The sequence below is a fragment of the Micromonospora sp. NPDC020750 genome (assembly GCF_044334565.1).
Taxonomy (GTDB): domain Bacteria; phylum Actinomycetota; class Actinomycetes; order Mycobacteriales; family Micromonosporaceae; genus Micromonospora.
In genome coordinates this window covers 56,045-74,553 of record NZ_JBIRTH010000002.1, presented here as the reverse complement: position 1 = coordinate 74,553, position 18,509 = coordinate 56,045, and the positions used below count along the sequence as shown (strand labels likewise).

General features: G+C 73.2%; 17 protein-coding genes, 1 tRNA gene and 1 pseudogene. 6 read left to right on the top strand and 13 right to left on the bottom strand.

All coding sequences use genetic code 11. The annotated features are described in order from the left end of the window. Positions 1-15: 15 nt before the first annotated feature. From ACH4T9_RS05455 to ACH4T9_RS05430, 6 genes are all read right to left on the bottom strand, one after another. A complete protein-coding gene (locus ACH4T9_RS05455; RefSeq protein WP_396670656.1) occupies positions 16-495 on the bottom strand; it encodes a hypothetical protein in 480 nt (159 codons plus the stop codon). A 183-nt stretch (positions 496-678) separates the two neighbouring features. Next, positions 679-4,257: an adenylate/guanylate cyclase domain-containing protein gene (locus ACH4T9_RS05450; protein ID WP_396670657.1), complete on the bottom strand. Its 3,579-nt coding sequence runs from the start codon at positions 4,255-4,257 to the stop codon at positions 679-681. Beyond that, positions 4,254-5,066 (bottom strand): MBL fold metallo-hydrolase, encoded by an 813-nt coding sequence (locus ACH4T9_RS05445; protein WP_396670658.1) that lies wholly within the window; start codon positions 5,064-5,066, stop codon positions 4,254-4,256. Before ACH4T9_RS05445 ends, ACH4T9_RS05450 begins: the two co-directional genes overlap by 4 nt. A 122-nt stretch (positions 5,067-5,188) precedes the next feature. Next, the gene (locus ACH4T9_RS05440) at positions 5,189-5,650 is read right to left on the bottom strand and encodes a RidA family protein (RefSeq protein ID WP_396670659.1); all 462 of its coding nucleotides are present in this window, start codon (positions 5,648-5,650) and stop codon (positions 5,189-5,191) included. A 5-nt stretch (positions 5,651-5,655) separates the two neighbouring features. Beyond that, positions 5,656-5,811, bottom strand: coding sequence for a DUF4177 domain-containing protein (locus ACH4T9_RS05435; RefSeq protein ID WP_013736319.1), 156 nt, complete (start codon positions 5,809-5,811; stop codon positions 5,656-5,658). Positions 5,812-5,855: 44 nt separating this feature from the next. Then, positions 5,856-6,341, bottom strand: a complete 486-nt coding sequence (locus ACH4T9_RS05430; RefSeq protein ID WP_396670660.1) for a hypothetical protein — start codon at positions 6,339-6,341, stop codon at positions 5,856-5,858. Positions 6,342-6,979: 638 nt separating this feature from the next. On the opposite strand from ACH4T9_RS05430, the pseudogene ACH4T9_RS05425 reads away from it, so the two are divergent. From ACH4T9_RS05425 to ACH4T9_RS05415, 3 genes and pseudogenes are all read left to right on the top strand, one after another. Then, a pseudogene (locus ACH4T9_RS05425) lies at positions 6,980-7,543 on the top strand (hypothetical protein); the annotation flags it as partial. Positions 7,544-7,621: 78 nt separating this feature from the next. Next, positions 7,622-8,599, top strand: coding sequence for an ArsA-related P-loop ATPase (locus ACH4T9_RS05420; protein WP_396670661.1), 978 nt, complete (start codon positions 7,622-7,624; stop codon positions 8,597-8,599). 53 nt (positions 8,600-8,652) lie between these two features. Then, positions 8,653-9,804 carry an ArsA family ATPase gene (locus ACH4T9_RS05415; protein WP_396670662.1) on the top strand — a complete coding sequence of 384 codons (1,152 nt, stop codon included), beginning with the start codon at positions 8,653-8,655 and terminating at the stop codon, positions 9,802-9,804. Between the two features lie 6 nt (positions 9,805-9,810). On the opposite strand, the gene ACH4T9_RS05410 is transcribed toward ACH4T9_RS05415, so the two are convergent. Beyond that, entirely contained in the window at positions 9,811-10,128 is a 318-nt protein-coding gene (locus tag ACH4T9_RS05410; RefSeq protein ID WP_350881258.1) for a WhiB family transcriptional regulator, read from the bottom strand. Positions 10,129-10,525: 397 nt separating this feature from the next. Here ACH4T9_RS05410 and ACH4T9_RS05405 point away from each other — a divergent pair, with 397 nt between their 5' ends. After that, positions 10,526-12,961, top strand: a complete 2,436-nt coding sequence (locus tag ACH4T9_RS05405) for a penicillin-binding protein (RefSeq protein WP_396670663.1) — start codon at positions 10,526-10,528, stop codon at positions 12,959-12,961. A gap of 158 nt (positions 12,962-13,119) precedes the next feature. On the opposite strand, the gene ACH4T9_RS05400 is transcribed toward ACH4T9_RS05405, so the two are convergent. Together ACH4T9_RS05400 and ACH4T9_RS05395 are read right to left on the bottom strand one after the other, a co-directional pair. Beyond that, positions 13,120-13,761 carry a vancomycin high temperature exclusion protein gene (locus ACH4T9_RS05400; RefSeq protein ID WP_396670664.1) on the bottom strand — a complete coding sequence of 214 codons (642 nt, stop codon included), beginning with the start codon at positions 13,759-13,761 and terminating at the stop codon, positions 13,120-13,122. A gap of 64 nt (positions 13,762-13,825) precedes the next feature. Beyond that, a complete protein-coding gene (locus tag ACH4T9_RS05395; RefSeq protein ID WP_396670665.1) occupies positions 13,826-14,281 on the bottom strand; it encodes a GatB/YqeY domain-containing protein in 456 nt (151 codons plus the stop codon). A 25-nt stretch (positions 14,282-14,306) separates the two neighbouring features. Between ACH4T9_RS05395 and ACH4T9_RS05390 the strand changes: the two genes are divergently transcribed. Together ACH4T9_RS05390 and ACH4T9_RS05385 are read left to right on the top strand one after the other, a co-directional pair. Further along, a complete protein-coding gene (locus ACH4T9_RS05390; RefSeq protein ID WP_396670666.1) occupies positions 14,307-15,200 on the top strand; it encodes a metallophosphoesterase in 894 nt (297 codons plus the stop codon). A 343-nt stretch (positions 15,201-15,543) separates the two neighbouring features. Continuing rightward, positions 15,544-15,620: transfer RNA gene (locus tag ACH4T9_RS05385), tRNA-Pro, on the top strand. 135 nt (positions 15,621-15,755) lie between these two features. Here the strand turns inward: ACH4T9_RS05385 and ACH4T9_RS05380 are convergent. From ACH4T9_RS05380 to ACH4T9_RS05365, 4 genes are all read right to left on the bottom strand, one after another. Continuing rightward, positions 15,756-16,415, bottom strand: a complete 660-nt coding sequence (locus tag ACH4T9_RS05380) for an HNH endonuclease family protein (RefSeq protein WP_396670667.1) — start codon at positions 16,413-16,415, stop codon at positions 15,756-15,758. A 136-nt stretch (positions 16,416-16,551) separates the two neighbouring features. Further along, positions 16,552-17,046 carry a GNAT family N-acetyltransferase gene (locus ACH4T9_RS05375; RefSeq protein WP_396670668.1) on the bottom strand — a complete coding sequence of 165 codons (495 nt, stop codon included), beginning with the start codon at positions 17,044-17,046 and terminating at the stop codon, positions 16,552-16,554. Positions 17,047-17,186: 140 nt separating this feature from the next. After that, entirely contained in the window at positions 17,187-17,660 is a 474-nt protein-coding gene (locus ACH4T9_RS05370) for a hypothetical protein (RefSeq protein WP_396670669.1), read from the bottom strand. 198 nt (positions 17,661-17,858) lie between these two features. Beyond that, positions 17,859-18,317: a lamin tail domain-containing protein gene (locus ACH4T9_RS05365; protein WP_396670670.1), complete on the bottom strand. Its 459-nt coding sequence runs from the start codon at positions 18,315-18,317 to the stop codon at positions 17,859-17,861. Positions 18,318-18,509: the final 192 nt, after the last annotated feature.

Genomic DNA, 18,509 nt, shown 5'->3' with positions numbered 1-18,509 from the left:
CAACGGCCCGGCCGCTCAGCGGTTCGCGCCAGCGGGCGGGACGACACCGTCCACCGCGCCCGACCGGTCGCCGTTCGTGGCCGGTGGCATTGTGGCAGGCCGGCGGGCGTCCCAGCGCAGGGCCACGGCGGTCGCGACCGCGCCCAGCCCCTCCCAGAGCGCCACCGTGAAGAACCGGCCCGGCGCGATGTCGGCCAGCACCGCGATGGTGAACACGGTGAAGGTGACCAGCCGGAAGAGGACCGTGAACCGGTAGAAGGGCCGCCACTCGGTGGCGGTCGCCAGCAGGTAGTAGACCCCCATGTTGAACGACGCCATGGAGGACGCGGTCAGGAAGGTGCCCGTGTAGTCACCGGCGGCCCGGCTCTGCGGCACCTCGAAGCCGAGCATCCGCAGCTGGGCCTCCGGCCAGAGCAGCCCGAGCGCGCCCATCAGCAGCGCCAGGACGCCGAAGACCGCGATCGTCCAGCCGGCGCTGGAGCGTGGCAGCCTCATCGCGTCCTCCCCAGGACCGGCACGGTCGCCACAGTGGACCGCCACTCGGAAATGACACCGTAACCGGTGCCACCCGCCGTCGCATCGGCGGAACCGGCAGACTAACCGACCCGGGGGCCGGCCGTCCGGCGGGACGCGACGAGGCCCCCGCGACGCGCCGAACGCACCGGACCGGCGTCTCGCTCACCCCCGCAGGCGGACCCGCAACGCGTCCGCCGCCAGCCGCTCGCTGCGCTGCTCCGTGGCGTACGCCAGTCGGACGGCCTCCTCGGCACTGGTTAGCGCCTCGGCGGGCCGGCCGCAGGCGTCCAGCGCCTCGGCCAGCACGCTCGCCGCGATCACCTGGCTGCGCACGTCCTCCGCCGGGACGGCAACCGCCCGCTGGGCCCAGTCCAGGGCCTGCTCGTGCTGGCCGTGGGCGAGCAATGCCGAGGCGTACCGGGCCATGGTCTGACGGCGGGAGAACAGCAACGACGGCGCGTTCGTGGAGGCGGTGGCCACCGGGGCGAGCAGCCCCACGGCGGTGGCGGAGTCACCGGCGGCCAGCCGGGCGGTGGCCAGCAGCACCCGGGGGCCCACCTGAGCGGGCGCCTGCGGGTTGTGCGGCTCGACGGCGGTCAGCACCGCGCGCGCCGAGCGCTCGGCGGTGTCGCAGTCGCCCATGTCCAGCGCCACGAAGCCGCGCAGCGTGCCGGCCATCCCGGTGAGCAGCGGGTGCGAGGTCCGTTCGGCGTACGACATCGCGTCGCCGAGCAGGTCCGCGGCGTGCTCCGGCTCGCCCAGCCCCCGGGCGACCACCCCGCGCGCCACCAGGGCGAAGCCCTGCCCCCAGTCGTCGGAGACCTCGGCGAAGTCCCGGTACGCCCGGCGGGCCGCCCGGTCGGCCTCGGCGATCTCGCCCAGCTCCGCGCCGGCGAACGCCTCGACCGCGCGCAGCGTGCCGACCGCCCACGCCTCACCGACCCGCTCGCCGAACGGGAGGAAGACCCGCGCGAGCCGGCACGCCTCCCCCAGCCGGCCGGCGAGCAGCCGGGCGAACGCCGTGGTGCCGCGCAGCCAGGCCCGGCCGTACGGGTCCTTCAACTCGGCGAAGAGCCGGGCGGCCCGGCCGAGCACCGCGTCGGTGCCGGCGAAGTCACCCCGGGTGGTGGTCACCCAGGCCAGGTTCTGCAACGACCACGCCTGCCCCCGCCGGTCCTGCGCGGTCAGGCTGACCTGGTACGACGCCGCGAGCCGGCTGCTCGCCTGACCCAGCCGGCCGGCCACGAAGTCGGCCATGCCGAGCCGGCGCATCGCCGAGGCGCGCAGGGCCGGCAGCTCGCCGGCCGTGGCCACCTGCAACGCCTCCTGCCAGCAGGCCGCCGCCCTGGCCTGGTCGCCCTGGGCCTGGTGGGCCTGCCCGGCGAGCAGCAGGGCGCTGGTCCGGGCGACGGCGTCGTCCCCGGCGTTGGCGGCGATCTTCTCCGCGTAGGCGAGCGCGTCGGCCGCCCGGCCCACCTGGAGCAGGGCGCGGGCGTGCGCCACCCGGTCGGCCGCCGGCAACCCGTCCCGGGCCAGCTCGGCGGCGCGCTCGGCGTACTCGACGGCCACGGCCGGCTCCCCGGCCTGCAACGAGCGGCGGGCGGCCCGGCCCAGCGCGGTCACCCCGAGCGTGGCGACGGTGCGCGCCGGCGCGTCCGGGCGCAGTTTCACCGCGTCGGCGAGCGCGGCGGCCCGCTCCACGTGCTCGGCGACGAACGCGTCCCGGGCCGCGTCGGTGAACCCGCCCGGGGCGGCGGGCCCGCCGGGCACCGCCCAGCGGGCCAGCGCGGCGTGCCGCTCGGCCAGCTCGGCCTTGCTCACCCCGGAGTACGCGGCCTCCCGCATCAGCGGCGTGGCGAAGGAGTAGCCGGTGCGGGTCCGGTGCAGCATCCGGCGTTGCAGCAGCTCCTCGACGGCCCGGTCGAGCTCCACGGCCACCACGGCAGCCGGCCGGCCGGCCCACCCGGCGCGCTGCTCGCGCAGCGCCTCCAGGGCACCCGCCGGCACGGTGTCGCCGACCACGGCGGCGTCCCGCAGCACCGACCGGGCGTCCGGCGGCAGCGCGTCGATCCGGGCGGCGAGCACGGCGGCAAGGTCCCGGGAGAGCAGCCGACTGCCGAGCGAGCCGGGCGCGAGCCGCCAGCCTGCGTTGGCGGGGGCGGACCGGTCGGCCACGGCGGTCAGCGCGCCCCGCTCCATCAGCAGGGTGACCAGCTCGGCGAGGTAGAACGGATTGCCCTGGGCCGTGATGAGCAGCCGGTCGGCGTCGGGCTGTGGCAGCTTCCCGCCGCCAAGGTAGCTGGTGAGCAGCCGGGCCGCATCGGCGCCGCGCAGCGGGGGCAGCGCGTGGACCTCGGCGTCCGCCACCCGGGTCAGCGCCCCGGCGGTACGTACCAGCTCGGGGCGGCCGAGCAGCAGCACCAGCACCGGGCCGGTGATCCGGGACAGGGCCAGCCCGAGCGCCCGGATGGTCTCGGCGGTGGCGTCATGCAGGTCGTCGACGATCACCACCAGGGGCGCCTCGGCGGCCAGGGCGCTGAGCAGGTCGGCCACCGCGTTCGGCACGGCGTCCGCGTCGACGGGCGGCTGGGCGGAACCCCACTCGCCCTGGTCGGCCGGGCTCCCGGCGGGCAGGTCGGCGTACCCGAGCAGGGCCAGGAGCTGGTCGACGGCGACCGGGGCGACGTCGTCGCCGAGCCGGCCGAGGCGGTGGCCGAGCCGGCGCAGCCGCTCCTCCACGGCCGGGCGGGTCAGCGCGGTGGCCGGGTCGCTGGGCAGGCCGACGGCGGCCCGGACCAGGTCGGCCAGGGGCGCCAGCCGGCGGCGCTCGCCGAACGCGGCGCAGCGCACCGAGAGCACCCGGGCGCCGGTGTGCGTGGCGTACCGGCCTGCGCCGACGTCGTAGCCGGCGGCGAGGCGTTCCACCTCGGCGGAGAACCGGGACTTGCCGATCCCCGCCTCGGCGGTCATCAGCAGCACCCGGGGCTCGCCCCGGTCGATCACCTCGGCGAGCCGGCCGGCCACCCGGCCGACCTCGGTCTCCCGGCCGACGAACGGCGCCTCGTCGCCGAGGCCGGACCGGGTGCCCGGCGCGTCGAGCAGGCCGAGCAGCTCGTACGCCTCGACCGGCTCACGCTTGCCCTTGAGCCGCAGTGGGCGCAGTGTCCGCCAGGACGCCACGTGCCGGGTCGAGGCGGAGGTACGGGCTCCCGCGTAGACCGCGCCGACGGCGGCGGCGTCGGCGAGCCGGGCGGCGGTGTTCACCGTGTCGCCGATGACCGTGTACTCGATCGCCGCCTGGATGCCGGCGATCACGTCGCCGGTGTTCAGCCCGACCCGCAGGCCGAGCGGCGCACCGCCGCCCCGCTCGTCGTCGAGCACCCGGCGCACCGCCCGCTGCATGGACAGCGCGGCGCGGACGGCCCGTTCGGCGTCGTCCTCGTGGGCGACCGGGGCGCCGAAGACCGCCATGATCCCGTCGCCGGTCAGCTTGTCGACGTGCCCGCCGAAGGTCTTCACCGCCCCGGCGAGGGAGGCGAGCACCCGGTCGGTGACCGCGCCGACCCGCTCCGGGTCGAGGTCCTCCGACCATGAGGTGAAGTCGGACAGGTCGCCGAAGAGCACGGTGACCACCCGCCGCTCGGCGGTCGGCAGGGCGGCGGCGGCCGGCAGGGCGACGCCGCAGTTGTGGCAGAACCGCGCCCCCGGGACGGCCAGCGTGCCGCAGACCGGGCAGGTCACGGCCGCTCCACCCCGTCCGGGGCGACCCCCAGGTACTCCAGCTGGGCCCGGACCGACCACTCGGCCGCCCACCACAGCGAGCGGTCCACGTCGGCGTACACCCGCGCCACCACCTCGGGCGCGGTGGTAACTCCCTCGGCGACCGCCCGCCGGACCTGGTCGAGCCGGGAGCGGCGGTGGGCGAGGTAGAACTCGGCGGCGACCCCACAGTCGGCCAGCGCCGGGCCGTGCCCCGGGAGCGCCGGCACCCCCCGGTACGTCGACAGCAGCTCCAGGCTGGTCAGGTAGTCCCCGAGGTGCCCGTCCGGGTGGGCGACGACGGTGGTGCCCCGGCCCAGGATGGTGTCGCCGGTGAGCACCACCCGCCCGCCGTCGTGCTCCACGAGGAAGCAGATCGAGTCGGCGGTGTGGCCCGGCGCGGGGAGCGGGCGGATGACCAGGCCCGCCTGGTCTAGGTCGCCGCCCGGGTCGAGCGGCGGCCCGCCGTGGCTGTGCGCCGGGTCGACGGCCCGCACAGGCGCGCCCCCGAGCAGCTCGCGCAGCCGGGGCGAGCCCTCGGTGTGGTCCGGGTGGCCGTGAGTGATCAGCACGGTGGCGACCGGGCCGTGCGCCGCGATCGCGGCCAGGTGCCCGTCGTCGGCCGGCCCGGGATCGATCACCACGGCCGGCTCGCCGGGGCCGGCCCGCAGCACCCAGGTGTTGGTGCCGTCGAGGGTCATCGGCCCCGGGTTCGGCGCGCGCAGCAGCGTCACCCACCCGGGCAGCTCGCCCGCCAGCGCCCCCACGGCCGCCGTGATGTGCCCCGTCATGTCAGCGATCGTACGACCCCGCCCGCCGCTCCCCGCGATCTTGCACTTACGGCTCGGGATTTGTGCCCGTTCACGGCTTTGATCCGGGCGCTGAGTGCATGATCGCGGGGAGCGGCGGGGGATCAGGCGACCTCGACGATCAGCTCGACCTCGACGGGGGCGTCGAGGGGGAGTTCGGCGACACCCACTGCGGAGCGGGCGTGCCGGCCTGCCTCGCCGAAGACCGCGCCGAACAGGTCGGACGCGCCGTTGATCACGCCCGGCTGGCCGGTGAAGCCCGGGGCGCTCGCCACGAACCCGGTCACCTTGACGATCTTGACGACGTTCTCCAGGCCGACCAGCGCGTCGACGGCGGCGAGGGCGTTCAGGGCACACCGCTGCGCCAGGTCCTTGGCCTGATCGGCGGAGACCCCGGCGCCCACCTTCCCGGTGGCCAGCAGCTTGCCCTGCGCCACGGGGAGCTGCCCCGAGACGTAGACGTGCTGCCCGGACTGGACGGCCGGCACGTAGCTGGCCACCGGGGGCACCACCTCGGGCAGGGTCAGCCCGAGCTCGGCGAGCTTGGCGTGTGGTCCGTTGCTCACGTCGCTCACGCCTTCGGGCGCTTGAGGTACGCGACGAGCTGCTCCGGGTTGGGGCCGGGGACCACGGACACGAGTTCCCAACCGTCCTCACCCCAGTTGTCGAGGATCTGCTTGGTCGCGTGGACCAGCAGTGGCACGGTCGCGTATTCCCATTTCTGCATCGGCGCAGGGCTCCCTAGAAGGCGGTGACGTTTCCGCCCACAGCCTACGATCCGACGCCGCCGGGCGGCGCGGGACGCTGCTCCGGGGCGGCCGGCGGCTCGCCGCAGGGCCCCTCGTGGTCGTACCGCTGGGGGCAGCGGGACCGGTCGGGCAGCAGGAGGTCGCAGAAGACCCGGTGCCGGTTGTTCTGGTCGTCGGCGGTGGAGACGGTGGTCTCGCCGGCGTCCAGCTCGGGCAGGAAGCCCAGCGAGATCGCGACCTTGCCGGCCAGCGCCGCCGCCGCCGCCAGGTCTGCCACCCGGATCGGCAGATGGATGACGTACCCCGGCTCCTCCTCGTCCCGGGAGCGCTCGGCCGGGCGGCTCAGGGTCCGCAGCATCTCCCCCGGGTCGGTCAGCCGCCGGTAGGACCGTTCGTTGAACGGCAGGCCCGTGACCGGTCCCTCCTCGCCCGCGGAACCGGTCCCGCCCCGCCGGGCGCTGCCGCAGGGCGGGAACTGGGCTCGGGAGATGTTCTCGGTGTCGCGCATGTACTGCCTCCGGGCCTCGCACCTGATCAAGTCGTCACCATGTGGCTCGGACATCTGCCGATCCGTCCCCCGCGCCGGCACGAACGTAGGACCGATTCCCGACAGGAACAACGGGACGCGCATGTCCGGGCACCTCAAGTCACATATGCGACAGATCGGGGGTCCGGTACCGGATGGCGGGGATCGGCACTCCATGATCGAAGCAGCGCCCCACCCGGCCCGGGGACCCACCCGCCGGGCCGTTCACCGCTACCCTTCCGACGGACGACGCGCACGGCCCGTCCGCCTTCGTTCGACCAGCCCTCGCGTCCGAGCGACGACGACGGGCCGCACCCCGGGGGATCGACATGACCCAACCGCCCGACGGCGACGCCACCGGCACGCCCAGCGGTCCGCCCTCCGGCGACCGCGCCCCCGGCCCGCCCGGCCAGGCCCCACCCCAGCAGGCCCCGCCTGGCTACCTCCCTCCTGGCCAGATCCCGCCCGGCCAGGTCCCGCCCGGCCACCTCCCTCCTGGCCAGGTCCCGCCCGGCCACCTCCCGCCCGGCACCACATCCGGCCAGGTCGGCGGCCACGCCCAGTTCGGCGGACCACCCCAGGTCGGCGGCCCCGCCCAGTTCGGCGGACCACCCCAGGTCAGCGGACCACCCCAGTTCGGCGGCCCGGCCCAGTTCGCTGCGCCCGGCGGCCCGGGTAGCCCCGCGTCGGGCGCGATCCCGCCGCCCCCGCCGTACCCCGCCGCTGCCCCGGCAGCGCCGAAGAAGCGGCGCGGCGTGCTGATCGTCTCGATCGTGGCCGCCCTGGCGCTGTTGCTGTGCGGCGGCGGTGGAGCCGCCGCCTTCCTCACCCTGCGAAACGTCGAGAGTGGCGAGGGCGCGAAGGAGCCGGCCGAGGCGGTGGACGCCTTCCTCATCAGCGTCTACCGCGAGCGGGACGCGAAGAAGGCTGCCAGCCACGTCTGCGCCGCGTCGCGGGACGACAAGAAGATCGCTGCGAAGGTGGCGGAGGTGCGCGGGTATGTCGAGCAGCACAAGAGCTCCCGGTTCTCCTGGCCCACCCCGAAGGTGGACAACCAGACCGGCGACCGGGCCACGGTCAGCACCAAGGTGACCATGACCACGTCCGACGAGAAGGTCGCCGACCAGGATCTCCGTTTCACGGTCGTGCGGAAGACCGGCTGGTGGGTCTGCGAGATCGCCTGACCGCTCGGGCGGCGGCCGGCCCGGACCACCAGGGGCCGGCCGCCGTCGCCCGGGCCGCCGGGTGGATAGGCTCGACGGGTGCGAGCAGCTGAACGGCGGGCCGACCCGACCGGCGCCGAGTGGCCGGCGCGCCTCCACGTGGTGACCGGCAAGGGCGGCACCGGCAAGACCAGCGTGGCGGCGGCGCTGGCCATGGCGCTGGCCACCGAGGGCCGGCGCACCCTGCTGGTGGAGGTCGAGGGGCGGCAGGGCATCGCCCAGCTCTTCGGCACCGACCCGCTGCCGTACGCCGAGCGGCACCTGACCACCGCCCCTGGCGGCGGCGAGGTGCGTGCCCTGGCGGTGGACGCCGAAGAGGCGCTGCTGGAGTACCTCGCCATGTTCTACAAGCTCGGCGCCGCCGGCCGGGCGCTGCGCAAGTTCGGCGCGATCGACTTCGCCACCACCATCGCCCCCGGCCTGCGCGACGTGCTGCTGACCGGCAAGGTCAAGGAGGCCACCACCCGCACCGCCGGGCAGCGCCGGGCGTACGACGCGGTGGTGCTGGACGCGCCGCCGACCGGGCGGATCGGCCGGTTCCTCAACGTGACGGCGGAGACGGCCCGACTGGCCAAGGTGGGCCCGATCAAGACCCAGAGTGAGGGGGTCGCCGCGCTGCTGCGCTCCCCGATGACCGCGGTGCACGTGGTGACGCTCCTCGAGGAGATGCCGGTCCAGGAGACCGTCGACGCGATCGCCGAGCTGACCCAGCTCGGCTTCCCGGTGGGCCGGGTGATCGTCAACGCGGCCCGGCCGCCGCGACCCGCGGGCCGGGCGGTGAGCGCGGCGGAGCTGAAGCGCGGGCTGGTCGCCGCCGGGCTGCCCGCCGACCGGAACACCGTCGCCGGGCTCGCCGCCGAGGCGCGCGACCAGCTGATCCGCCGGGAGTTGGAGGACTCGCTCCGCACCGAACTGGTCGAGCTGGGGCTCACCCTGACCGAGCTGCCGCTGCTGCCCGACGGGGTCGACCGGGCGGGCCTCGAGACGCTGGCCCGGGCGCTCGTCCGGGCGGAGTGACGCACACTGCAGCCAGCACGGCGCGGAGATCCCCCGAAGCCCGATACGCTCGATTGGTGCCTTCCGAAGACGCGGCGCCGCAGCTGGACGTCGACCAGATCCTCGCCGACCCCGGCGTGCGGATCGTGGTGTGCTGCGGGGCGGGCGGGGTGGGCAAGACGACCACCGCCGCCGCGCTCGCGCTGCGGGCCGCCGAGCAGCACGGTCGGCGTACGGTGGTGCTCACCATCGACCCGGCCCGCCGGCTGGCCCAGTCGCTCGGCCTGACCGAGCTGGACAACACACCCCGCCAGGTCAAGGACATCGACGTCGAGGCCAGCGGGGGCGAGCTGCACGCCATGATGCTCGACATGAAGCGGACCTTCGACGACGTGGTGCTCCAGCACACCGACCCGGCGAAGGCGGCGGACATCTTCGCCAACCCCTTCTACCAGGCCATGAGCTCCACGTTCGCCGGCACGCAGGAGTACATGGCGATGGAGAAGCTCGGCCAGCTGCACGCCCGGGGCGAGTGGGACCTGATCGTGGTGGACACCCCGCCGTCCCGCTCGGCGCTGGACTTCCTGGATGCGCCGGCCCGGCTGTCCCGCTTCCTCGACGGGCGGATGCTGCGGCTGCTGATGGCGCCGGCGCGCAGCGGGGGCCGGAGCATGTTCAGCCTCGTCACCGCGAGCTTCGGCATGTTCTCGAAGGTGGTGCAGAAGGTGCTCGGCGCTCAGCTGCTCACCGACCTGTCCGGCTTCGTGGCCGCGCTGGACTCGATGTTCGGCGGATTCCGGCAGCGGGCCGAGCAGACGTACCGGATCCTGCAGGCGCGGGAGACGGCCTTCCTGCTGGTCGCGGCCCCGGAGCCGGACGCGGTTCGGGAGGCGTCGTACTTCGCCGGGCGGCTGGGCGAGGAGCGGATGCCGCTGGCCGGCCTGGTGCTCAACCGGGTGCACCGGCCGGCGGTCGACACCCTGGACGCGGCGACCAGCCTGGCCGCCGCCGACCGGCTGGCCGAGGCCGGCGGGCAGTCCGGGACCGTCGACGTGCTGCGGGCCCACGCCGCGCTGGCCCAGCAGGCGCACCGCGAGCAGCGGGTGGCGGCCCGGTTCAGCGAGGCGTTCCCGCAGGTGCCGGCGGTGTCGGTGACGGCGCAGCCCGCCGACGTGCACGACATCGACGGGCTGCGGACGATCGGCGCGGCGATCAGCCGGCCGTGACCGGCGTCAACCGGCCGTGACCAGGACCTTGTCCTTGCCGGGCTTGTCCTTGGCGTTCTTCTTCATGGCCGCCTCGAACATCTTCCGCCAGCTCGCGACCTGGGGGTGCCGGCGCAGCAGGGCCCGGCGTTCCCGCTCGGTCATGCCACCCCACACCCCGAACTCGATCCGGTTGTCGAGCGCGTCGGCCAGGCACTCGTACCGAACTGGGCAGCTCCGGCAGATCCGCTTCGCCACGTTCTGTTCAGCGCCCTGTACGAACAGCGCGTCCGGGTCCCCGTTCTGACACGCCGCCAGCGACGGCCAGTCAGTGATCATGCCCATGTGTACACGTCCCCCCTTGCAGTACCTACCGACGTCGCGCGACCAGCCGTCGAATACTCCTGCCGTCCGCCCGACCCCCCGGGCGGCCCGGACGACGCGTGGCTGGGTCACCGCCACCATCATGCTCTGTAGTCGACTGATTACGCAACGTTGTCGGCAAAATCCACTATTACGGACACTCCCGGCTTCCCGGGCCTTCGGCCCCCGTCTACCCGGCCGGGGTACGTGAAAACGCCGCGCCGCTCCTCCGATCGGTGAAGACTCGTCGCCGGATCCACGCAACCTCGCACCAGGGTTCGTGCGTTTAGCACAACGAGGTCGGCGCGCGCAGGAAATGGGAGAAAGACGCCCCAGCGCCCCTCATTCCCTACTCGCGTACCCTGTCGAGGTGACCTGGATGCGGAAACGTGACCACAATGTGCTGACCAACGCCGCATCGCTACTCATCTGTGGCCTGCTGGCCGGCGTGGTGGTCGCGGCGGCGGCCTTCCCCGCGGTAGCGATGTCCGGGCTGGCCGCCAAGGCCGGCGCGGAGACCTTCGGAGCGCTGCCCAAGGAGCTGATGGTGGGCCTCCCGCCCCAGATCAGCCACCTGCTCGCCTCCGACGGCAAGACACCGCTGGCGACCATGTACGACGAGAACCGGCGCAACGCGAAGCTCGCCGACATCTCGCCGTACATGCAGAAGGCGATCATCGCCGCCGAGGACCACGAGTTCTACAAGCACAACGGCGTCGACCTCAACGGCATCGCCCGCGCGTTCGTCAACAACCAGTCCGGCGCCAACTCCCAGCAGGGGGCGTCGACCCTGACGATGCAGTACGTCCGGCTGGCCATCGCGTACTCGGCCACCCACCCGGCCGACGTGGTCGCCGCGACCGAGGACACCAGCGCCCGCAAGCTCAAGGAGATGCGGCTGGCCCTCCAGGTCGACAAGGAGCTCTCCAAGGACGAGATCCTGGAGCGCTACCTCAACATCGCCGCCTTCGGCAACGGCGCGTACGGCGTCTACGCCGCCAGCCAGGTCTACTTCGGCAAGCCGCCGAGCAAGCTCAGGATCGACGAGGCGGCCATGCTGGCCGGCATGGTGAAGGCCCCGACCACCAACGACCCGACCACCAAGGCCGGGTACCCGCTGGCCCTCGCCCGACGTGACTACATCATCGGGAACATGGTCGACATCGGCGCCATCACCAAGGAGGAGGGCGAGGCTGCCAAGGCCACCAAGATGGTGGTCAAGGACAAGAAGACCCCGAACGGCTGCGTCGCCACCAACAAGAAGGAGTGGGGCTTCTTCTGCGACTACTTCTACCGCTGGTGGTTGCAGCAGGAGACGTTCGGCTCGACCTCGTACGACCGGGAGCGGCGGCTCAAGAGCGGCGGCTACACCATCGTCACCAGCCTCGACGTGCAGGCGCAGAACGGTGCCGACAAGGCGGTCCGCAAGGGCCTCGGGGTCAACAGCAAGGCGGCCCGGATGGTCTCGGCGATCGAGCCGGGCACCGGGCGGGTCCGGGCGCTCGCGGTGAACCGGAACTTCAAGATCGACGATCCGAAGAAGCCGCAGAACAAGATCAACAGCGACCCGGCGAAGGCCAAGAAGAAGATCCGGGGCAACTATCCCAACACGGTGATCCCGCTGCTCACCGGCGGCGGCGACATCAAGGGGTACCAGGCCGGCTCGACTTTCAAGATCTTCACGATCGTCGCCGCCCTGGAGAAGGGCATCCCGCTCAGCTACACGATCAACTCACCGAAGCAGTTCAAGTCGGAATACATCATCGACAGCGGCAGCAACGCGGCCTGCCCGGGCACGCACTTCTACTGCCCCACCAACTCCGTGGAGTCGATGGCCGGCGTGCACAACATGTGGAGCGCGTTCGGTCGATCGGTGAACACCTTCTTCGTCCCGCTCCAGCAGCAGGTCGGCTCGGAGAACGTGGTCAAGGCGGCGCAGAAGCTGGGCATCCAGTTCCGCTCGGACGAGGACGCCAAGTTCGCCAACAACAAGGAGGCGGCGCACCAGTGGGGCGCGTTCACCCTGGGCGTCTCGGCCACCACGCCGCTGGACCTGGCCAACGCGTACGCAACCCTGGCGGCCGACGGCAAGTACTGCGAGCCGATCCCGGTGCAGGAGATCAAGGGCCCGGACGGCAAGAAGCTGGACATCGCCAACCCACGGTGCGAGCAGCGAATCAGCACCGAGGTCGCCCGGGCCGCCGTGGACGCGGCCCGCTGCCCGGTCGGCGACCGCTCGTCGACCTCCAAGTGTGCCGGCGCGACCGCCCCGAACGTGCGCAGCATCGTCGGCAAGCCGGTGGCCGGCAAGTCCGGCACCACCGACTCGGAGAAGACCTCCTCCCTGGTCGCGATGACCAAGCAGTACGCGGTCGCCGGCATCCAGGCCGACCCGGACTGGCCGCAGACCAACCAGAAGATGGGTCACGACGTCTCGACGGGCATCAACCCCCCGGTCTACGAGACGCTGCGCGACGCCATGAAGGGCAAGAAGGGCATCGAGTTCACCCCGCCCAGCGGCAAGATCATGGAGGGTGACCAGCGCTCGATCCCCGACGTGAAGTGCCAGGACCTCGAGACCGCCAAGAACCGGCTCAAGGGCGCCGGCTTCGACGTGGTGGTCTCCTCCGGCCGGGTGGCGTCGAGCTGCGCGGCCGGCAAGGCCGCAGGCACCAGCCCGAACGGCCGCACCATCAAGGGCGGAGTGGTGACCATCGAGGTCAGCAGCGGCAGCGGCAAACCGGTCAACCCGCCGAACAACGACGGCACCGGCAACGCGCCCGGCCAGGGCGGCCGCCCGGGTCGCCCCGGCTGACCCACCAGCTCTGGGCACGATGCGACGGGCGGGCATCCCTTCGGGGGTGCCCGCCCGTTCCCGTTCCGTCACCGGCCATGAGTTGGATCACCGCAACCGGTACACCACTCAGCAGAGGCGCAACCACGACAGTCCCGGCCGGTGCGGCCCGAACGGGCTCAGCTGTCCCGTAGCGCATCCTGGACAGCAGGGTCTGCGGGCGAGCGGACCGCTGGCGGCCTGCGCCGCGCAGCGTCCCACGCCGCCTTCCCGCTGGCGAAGTAGTCGCGAACCGCCTTCTCCGCGAGCAGGGTGGCAGCGCAGCCGGCACAGCGGGCGGCCACCCCGTCGACGTCGAGACCGAGGTGCCGGCACAGCGTCACCGCCCGCGACAGGTGGTAGGACTGCGTCACGATCAGCGCCCGGGTGACCCCGTACACCTCGCGCGCCCGGGCGCAGCTGTCATAGGTGTCCAGGCCGAACGGGTCAGCCACCACGCGCCGCGGGTCGACGCCGAGCCCCGTCAGGTACGACGTCATCACCGCCGGCTCGTCGCCGGACGCGCCGCCACCGTCCCCGGACACGAGGATGACCCGGGCCCGTCCGTCGCGTACGAGCGCGGCGGCGGTCTCCAGGCGGCCGGCGAGCCGTTCCGCCGGTCTGCGGCGGTCCGCCGCCACCTCGGTCCCCAGGACGATGACGACGTCCGCAGCCGGCGCATCGGCCTCGCCGTACACGTGACCGTGCGCGGCAATCTTCGTCCACAGCCAGGGGGCGCTGACGAGAAGCAGTACGACGACGCCCGCGGCGGCCAGGCGCATCAGGCGTCGCCGTCCCCCGAGCAGACGACGCGCCCGGCCGATCCGCGCGGCCGGGGGCGCCACGTCAGAGGCCGAGCTGGCGGCGCACCTCGGCGGCCACCCGGCCCCCCTCGGCCCGGCCCGCCACCGCGGCCTGGGCTGCCTTCATGGCCTGGCCCATCTGGGCCTTGCCGCTGAACCCGCCGGCGGCCAGCGCCCCCGCGACCAGCTCGGCCAACTCCTCGTCGGAGAGCTGCTTCGGCAGGTAGCCGTCCAGCACCTCGCCCTCGGCGGTCTCCTTCGCGGCCTGCTCGGCGCGACCGGCCTCGGCGAAGGCGGTGGCGGCCTCGCGCCGCTTCTTCGCCTCCTTGGTCAGCACCGCGAGCACCTCGTCGTCGGTGAGCTCGCGCTTGACCTTGCCGGCGACCTCGGCGGTGCCGACGGCGGCCAGCGCCATCCGCAGGGTGGAGGTGGTCAGCTCGTCGCGCGCCTTGAGTGCGGCGCGCATGTCGGCGGTGAGGCGGTCCTTCAGCGTGCTCATGAACGGTGAAACTACCCTGGTTGGCATGCGAAAGCGCACACTATTCCGGTTCGCCCTCGGGACCGCCGCCGCCGGAGCGGCAACCCTGGCGTACGCGTCACTCATCGAGCGCAACATGTTCACCCTGCGTCGGTTCGACGTCCCGGTGCTGCCGGCCGACGCCGAGCCGCTGCGGGTCCTGCACCTGTCGGACCTGCACATGATGCCGGAGCAGCGACGCAAGCAGGAATGGGTGGCGTCGCTCGCGGCGCTGGACCCGGACCTGGTCGTGGTCACCGGGGACAACATGGCCGACCCGGGCGCGGTGCCCGGCGTGCTGCGCGCCCTACACCCGCTGCTGGACCTGCCCGGCGCGTTCGTCTTCGGCTCGAACGACTACACCGGGCCGGTGTTGAAGAACCCGTTCAGCTACCTCCTTCCCGACCGGGAGTACACCGAGGGCGTCGAGCTGCCGTACGAGGAGCTGCGTGACGTCCTCACCGGGGCCGGCTGGGCGGACCTGAACAACGCCCGGACGACGGTCAAGGCAGGCGGCCGGCTGATCGAGCTGGTCGGGGTCGACGACCCGCACGTCGCGCGGGACGACTACCCCGCCGTCGCCGGCCCGGTCTCCGCCTCGGCGGACCTGTCGATCGCCCTGGCCCACTCCCCCGAGCCGGCCGTGCTCGACCGGATGGCCGAGGACGGCTTCGGCCTGCTGCTCGCCGGCCACACCCACGGCGGCCAGGTCTGCGTGCCCGGCTACGGGGCGCTGGTGACCAACTGCGGGCTGCCCCGGTCGATGGCGAAGGGCCTGCACCGCTGGCCCGGCTCCGACTCCTGGCTGCACGTCTCCGCCGGCCTGGGCACCCACCCGACCGCGCCAATCCGGTTCGCCTGCCGCCCGGAGGCAAGCATCCTCACCCTGATTCCCCGCTGACCCACGCGGGGATCGGCGCGGCCCGGCATGGCCCGGCGATCCGGGTCGGGGTGTGATCTGCGCCGCTTGGGCGCTGCCCCGTGTGCGCTACCGCCGGCCAGTTACGGGCACCGCCCCGGGCTGGCCGGCGGGCGGTCAGGCTCGGGCGACGGGTTCGTCGGGCGCATCCGCCACCCTAGGCGGCGGCCCGGCGGGGACGGCAGGCTGGTCGGCGCACCTTTGGAGCTGAGTCGTCTGCGACATCGACCCCTGGGCAGCCCGGGGCCCGGCGGGGTGGCGAGCTGCGGACGGGGTACCGAGTTTGACCATCGGACGGGGTGGGCTAGTATTTGTCCGCACGCCTCGGGGTGTGGCGCAGCTTGGTAGCGCGCTTCGTTCGGGACGAAGAGGTCGTCGGTTCGAATCCGGCCACCCCGACCAGGTAAGAGGGCACATCCGATCGATGGATGTGCCCTCTAGTGCGTTCTGGGTGACCACGTGAGCGACAGGGCAGCGGTGGACGGCTGTCAACGCTGTGCCGTCGCGGTGTGGCTGACGGGCCGGCAGCATGACGGGTCAGTACGCGTACGTGACCGAGATGGTGACGTTGGAGCAGGAATTGGCCAGACTGGTCAGGGCGTTCTTCTCGGCCGTGTCGACGGTGAGCCGCCAGCGGGTCTTGGTGACCACCCACTCCTTGACGTAGCGGCACCGGGCGGAACTGTACGACGGCATCCAGGTGGCCGGGTCCTGGTCGCCCTTGGACTGGTTGACGTTGTCGGTCACGGCGATCAGCGGGCGGGAGTCCCCCAGGTCGTTGGCGTACGCCTGGCGGCGGCTGGTGGACCAGTTGCGGGCGCCGGAGTCCCAGGCTTCGGCGAGCGGGACCATGTGGTCGATGTCGACGTCGCCGGTCGCCGTCCAGTAGGCGTTGTCGTAGTAGGAGTACCAGCGCCCGCCGGAGAGGGTGCATGTGCCGGTGACCGTCGGCGCGGAGACCGCCTCGGCTAGCAGGACCTCGTTGCGGGTGTTGCAGCGGTCGCCGTCGGCGTCGATCCAGTGCGGGAACAGGTCCCGGCTGTAGCCGGTGCGTACCTCGGTGGCTACCGGCAAGGCCGCGACCGCGGTCCGCAGTGGGGCGGAGTAGCTGGCGGCCCAGGCGGGGTTGGCCAGTCCGACGGTGGCGGCGAGAGTGGCGGCGAGGGTGGTCGCGGCCATGCGCAGCGTACGGTTCATGGTGCTCCGTCCGGGTCGGCGAACTATCGTCCGTCATGTATATAGACAGACGTGGCATTCCCACAACCGGGACTCCCAGGTGAACCCTCCGCGAACCCGCCGGGCGGCAGCGTCCCGACCGGGACCGGTCACCTGGTCAGAGGTCGATCACCCAGTGCCGGGTACGGAAAATCCGGCCCCGGAACGGCGTCTCGCGCTCACCGAGGAGAACGAACCCGAGCGACCGGCAGATGCCGTTCGAGGGACCGTTGCCGACCCCGGGGAAGGCGTGCACCCGCGACCAGCGCCCGTCCTCGCGGGCCTCCTCGAGCAGCAGCCGGACCGCCCGCTTGGCCACTCCCCGCCCCTGGCACTCCGGCAGCACCATCCAGCCGATCTCGCCACCGGGCTCGCCGTCGATCTCGTGCCGGTGGAGGGTCACCGTGCCGGCCACCGTCGACGGGTCGGCCGGGTCGGGCACGATCATCCTGATCAGCCCGACGCCCCGCGCCACCAGGTCGATGTCATGCCGGAGTTGGCCCGGCACGGACTCCGGCGGCATCGGCCCGCCGAGGTCGGCCATCATCACCGGATCGCAGCGCATCCGGCGGTACGCGTCGACGTCACCGGCGTCGACGTCACGAAGAAGCATCCGCATTTCCCTCGGATCAGGCGACTGGCTCCGACGGTAGCCGCCACGGTCTGATGCGCCCGCCGCCACACCCGTACCGGGGTCCCCCTGACCGCCCGCGACGCACTGGGGCTCGGCGACCACGCCGGCCCCTCCGCGGTTCAGTCGTGCAGCTCCGTGCGCCGGATCTCGGCGAACGCGGCGGTCAGCCAGCCGTCGAGCGGCCGGTCGATCCCGGCCAGCAGGTCGGCGAGCAGCAGCGGGGCGTGTCGGGCCAGTGCGGCCGGGTCGGGCGGGGTGGCGTCGTCGTCCGGGTCGTACACGCCGAGGGCGCCGGCCAACAGCACCAGCACCACGTGCGGGTCGACGTCCGGCTGCCAGCTCGCCGCGCCCCGCACGCAGGCCTCCAGCACCTGCCGGATGTCGTCGCCGTCCAGCCCGTCGGGGTGGGTCTCCTCCAGCAGCAGCCGGACCACCGCGCCCAGCACCAGGCCGGACCGGTCCGCCGCCGCGAGCCGGTCGACCGCCTCGTCGTACGCCTCCCGGTCGCGGGCCCGGGCCGCGTCCACGGCCTCGGTGGCCGCCACGGCGATCTCGCGGGCCGGTGCGGGCAGGTGTCGCCAGGTCGTCGTCATCCCGACCAGGATCGCAGATCGGCGCGGCCGGCGGCGGGCCACCTCTACGGGCTTCCCTCGGGGCGTTCCTCGCCGCCCTGGCGACGCTCGCCCCCGAGCTGCGCCGCGGCCTGCTCGGCTGATACGACGGTACGGCGGTCGGCTCCCCCCTCACGAGAGCCGACCGCCGTACCGACCGGACGGGTCCGGCCCCCGCGGTCAGCAGTTGGTGTAGCTGCCGCTACTCCCCCACGAGCAGGAGTCGATCAGGGTGCCGGCGGAGTTGCGTACGTACGCGGTGTCACCGGTGTTGTTCCAGATGTACGCACCCGACCCCCAGTAGCGGTCGGTCGAGGTGTTTGTGCCCTTGCCGGTGTGGATGTAAACGCTGGCGCCGGCGGCGAGCCGGAAGTCGCTGGTGAATTTGTAGACGTGGCTCGACTTGTCGCGCAGGGTCCAGGACTTCAGGTTGACGGTTGAGGACAGGCGGTTGGTCAGCTTCACGTACTCGGCGTTGAGGCTGCTGTTCGACCGGTTGTCGGTGCCCGGCGAGTCGTAGTACGCCTTCGTGATCTGGAGGGCCGGGGTGGCGGCCTGCGCGGGCCCGGCCACGGCGAACGAGCCGGTGACGGCGACGGCGACGGCCATGGCGATACCGATCAGCCTCTTCTTCAACACGATCCCCCACCTGTAGACGGCCGGCCTCTGGCGGTGCCGGCGTGGAACGTGCACGAGGCTACCGACTCGTCCGGCCACTATGGACTGTGCGAAGCCCGCACCGCCAACTACCGGCCGCGGGTCGACCGATCGCGGCCGAATGGCGTCCCCGGCCGGCGCGAACGGCGCCCGGGCCCGACGCGAACGGTGCCG